This window comes from Sandaracinobacteroides sp. (assembly GCF_057137845.1).
This window is the reverse complement of record NZ_DBNHFX010000158.1, coordinates 1-3,486: the sequence shown is the minus strand read 5'-3', so window position 1 is coordinate 3,486 and position 3,486 is coordinate 1. Positions and strand designations below refer to the sequence as shown.

Here is a 3,486-nt window from a genome sequence, read left to right as displayed (position 1 = left end):
CGATCCGCTGCGCGCCGTCCTCGCAGGTCTGGGCCCAGGCGGATGCCTCCTGCGCCAGCGTCAGCGGGGTTGCGTCCATCATGTGGGTGCGGCCGATCTTCACGATCGCCGCCCAGTCCTGCTCGTGTTTGCGGAAGGCGGCGGCAAGCGCCCGCAGCGCCGGGATCAGCCGTGCCTTCAGTTCAAGCGCGGTTGCGATGTGCATCGCCGTCGGGAAGCTGTCGTTCGAACTCTGCCCACGGTTCACATGGTCGTTCGGGTGAACCGGGTGCTTGCCGCCGCGCGCGCCCGCAAGCACCTCGTTGGCGCGCCCGGCGATCACTTCGTTCACGTTCATGTTACTCTGGGTGCCGGAACCCGTCTGCCAGACGACAAGCGGAAACTGGTCGTCGAAGCGCCCTGCAGCCACCTCGCTGGCGGCTTTCTCGATCGCGTCGGCGATTGCGGGATCAAGCCCGTGCCTGCGGTTCACCCTTGCCGCCGCCTGCTTGATCAACGCCAGCGCATGCACAAGCGGCAACGGCACGCGCTCTCCGGAGCCGCCGTCGCCGATCGGGAAGTTGCCGATCGAACGCTGCGTCTGTGCGCCCCAATAGGCGGTTCCGGGCACCTCCACCGCGCCAAGGCTGTCGGTTTCGGTGCGGGTGGTCATTTCTTGCGCCGGAAGTCGAAGCTGACCACGTTCGAGCCGGGTTCGCCTTCGTCGGGCGTGCCCTTGGGTTCTTCGGGGTCGGGGGCCGGGTCCGGCACGGAAACGGCGAATTGCAACGCGAAGTTCACTGCCGGATCGACGAAACCGGAAATCGCGCGATACGGGATCGAAAGCTTCGCCGGCACCTGGTTGAACGTCAGGCCGACTTCGAAATGCTCGTCGTGGATGGCGAGATCCCAATAACGGTGCTGCAACACCACCGTCATTTCCTCAGGGTAGCGCTCCAGCAGGTGCCTCGGCATGTCGACGCCGGGAAACCGGGTGCGGAATGCAATAAAGAAATGATGGCTGCCCGGAAGGCCGCCGCCTGCAATCACATCGCCCAGCACGCGCCGCACGACGCCGCGCAGGCAGTCCTGCACGATGTCGTCGTACGGGATCAGGCTGTCAGGCGGTTCATGGGACTCGGGTGGTTCGGTCATGCTGGTTGCGGCTTTCGCTGATCGCCTCCCAAGTGGCGGCAGGCTGGTGCAGCGTCAAGCCCGTTTGCGAGGGCGGGCGGGCGGGCGACAGCATTCGTCGCCCACCCGCCGCTACGCGCGATCAGCCGCCCAGCGCCACGGTGCCTTGGGCCGCGCCGGTTTCCGGCACGATTTCACCAGCACGATCGCGGATTTCGGCGATGCGGGCGGCAACGGTGTCGGGGTTCATGGCGTCGGCCGCTACATGGATACCCGGTGTCAGAGTAACGTGCGCTGCCTCGAAACCGCCGGCGCCTGCGTTCAGGATCACGCTCGACGGCGCATCTTCGCTGACAAGGTAAAGCGCGGCCGGGCTGACGGTGTCCGGGCCCATCTTTGCCAGCATCTCGGGCGGCATCAGGTCTTCGGTCATGCGCGTTGCCGCAACCGGGGCGATGGTGTTCACCCGCACATTGTACTTCGCGCCTTCCAGCGCCAGCGTCTTCATGAAGCCGACCAGGCCCATCTTGGCGGCGCCATAATTCGCCTGCCCGAAATTGCCGTAAAGCCCGGTCGAGCTGGTGGTCATCAGGATGCGGCCATAGGCCTGCTCACGCATCATGTCCCAGACGGCCTTGGTGCAGATCACGCTGCCCATCAGGTGCACATCCAGCACCAGGCGGAAATCGTCGAGGGTCATCTTGGTGAAGGTCTTGTCGCGCAGAATGCCGGCGTTGTTGATAAGGATGTCCACCCGGCCCCATTTCGCCTTGACCTCGGCGACCATGGCAAAGATCGCGTCGGCGTCGGTCACGCTGGCGGCGCTTGCCATCGCTTCGCCGCCGGCGGCGCGGATTTCCTCGACCACGGCTTCGGCCGCAGTCGCGCTGCCACCCGAACCGTCGCGCGCGCCACCCAGATCGTTCACGACCACCTTCGCCCCGCGAGCGGCAAGATCCAGCGCATAACGCCGGCCGAGGCCGCCACCGGCGCCCGTCACGATGGCAACGCGATTGTCATAGCGGATGGTCATATGATGTTCCCTTCAGGTTTCTGGCGGCCCGTGTCGAAAGATCCGGCACCACGACCGTTCGGGATGGCGATAAGCACTGCCGAGGGGGTTTGCCAACCCTCGCAAAAAGACGCAGGCCGTTCGACAGAACAGCCTGCGACCTGTCTGCAGCAAAACTGGGGAAGCCGAAAGCCCGCCTGCTGCGGGCAGGCAATTCTGTCGGTTGAAGGCCCGCCTACTGCGGGCAGGGAACCTGCTTGTTGGTGGCGACTTCATAGCAGGTTCCGGCCGGCTCGTCGGCGTTTGCCGCCCGGATTGCGCCCGCCGTGCCGCCAATGATGGCGCCGCGCGTGGCGCTGCCGCCGGTGGCCGCCCCGGCAGCCGCGCCGCGCGCTGCGCCACGCACGGAACCCTGTGCCGTATCACTGCCCTGCGTCGCGCCCACCGTGCCGCCGATCACTGCGCCCGTAGTGGCGCTGCCGCCGGTCGCCGTTCCCATAGCCGCACCGCGCGCGGCACCACTTCCGGTCGATGTCTGGCAACCAACCAAAGCAAGCGCTCCGGCCGACAGTGCTGCAAGACCCATAATTCTCGTCGCGCCCATGATGAATCTCCCTACACAAATACGGCGCAGTGTTCGCTGCGCATAAGCAGGATATATGATCGGCAATCCGGCACAACTGCCTGTCGGCACTGTTCAAACGGTGGTTTGTTGCGCCACGTCCAGTGCATACCCCGCCGATCGCACCGTGCGGATCAGGTCGGGCAAGCCCTCTGCGTTGATCGCTTTCCGCAAGCGCCGGATGTGAACGTCGACGGTGCGAAGTTCGACGTCGGCGTCGCGGCCCCACACCGCATCCAGCAGCTGTTCGCGGCTGAACACACGCTTTGGATGTTCCAGAAAGTGGCGCAGCAGGCGGAACTCGGTCGGCCCAAGTTGCACCGGTTGGCCATTTCGCAACACCCGGTGCGCAGCGGTATCCATTTCGACGCCGCCATGCACCAGCATCGCCCCGGAAAGCGCCGGCCGAAGCCTTCGCAGCAGCGCCCGCACCCGCGCAACCAGTTCGCGCGGCGAAAACGGCTTCGTCACATAATCGTCGGCGCCGGTTTCCAGCCCGCGCACGCGGTCCCCCTCGTCGGCGCGCGCCGTCAGCATGATGATCGGCAGCGAAGCGGTTTCCGCTGCCCGCCGCAGCCGGCGGCACACTTCGATCCCCGACGCCCCCTCGACCATCCAGTCAAGCAGCACCAGATCGGGCCGATCCTCGTGCACCAGCAGCAGCGCATCGTCGCCGTCGCTGGTGTGGGTGATGTCAAAGCCTTCCGCCGCAAAGTTGTAACGGATCAGTTCCGCCAGA

Annotated in this window: 5 protein-coding genes; all 5 read right to left on the bottom strand. The window is 65.8% G+C overall.

Features of this window, described 5'->3' with window-relative positions:
* Positions 1 to 652 (bottom strand): lyase family protein (locus tag AC16JP_RS09060; protein ID WP_484340289.1); only part of this gene is annotated, 652 nt, incomplete at its 3' end.
* On the bottom strand, positions 649 to 1,134 hold the full coding sequence (locus AC16JP_RS09055) for an SspB family protein (RefSeq protein ID WP_484340288.1): 486 nt from the start codon (positions 1,132 to 1,134) through the stop codon (positions 649 to 651). The genes AC16JP_RS09055 and AC16JP_RS09060, both read right to left, overlap by 4 nt.
* A 121-nt stretch (positions 1,135 to 1,255) precedes the next feature.
* Entirely contained in the window at positions 1,256 to 2,146 is an 891-nt protein-coding gene (locus AC16JP_RS09050; RefSeq protein ID WP_484340287.1) for an SDR family NAD(P)-dependent oxidoreductase, read from the bottom strand.
* 214 nt (positions 2,147 to 2,360) lie between these two features.
* Positions 2,361 to 2,729, bottom strand: coding sequence for a hypothetical protein (locus AC16JP_RS09045; RefSeq protein WP_484340286.1), 369 nt, complete (start codon positions 2,727 to 2,729; stop codon positions 2,361 to 2,363).
* 93 nt (positions 2,730 to 2,822) lie between these two features.
* On the bottom strand, positions 2,823 to 3,485 hold the full coding sequence (gene phoB, locus AC16JP_RS09040) for a phosphate regulon transcriptional regulator PhoB (protein ID WP_484340285.1): 663 nt from the start codon (positions 3,483 to 3,485) through the stop codon (positions 2,823 to 2,825).
* Position 3,486 lies beyond the last annotated feature (1 nt).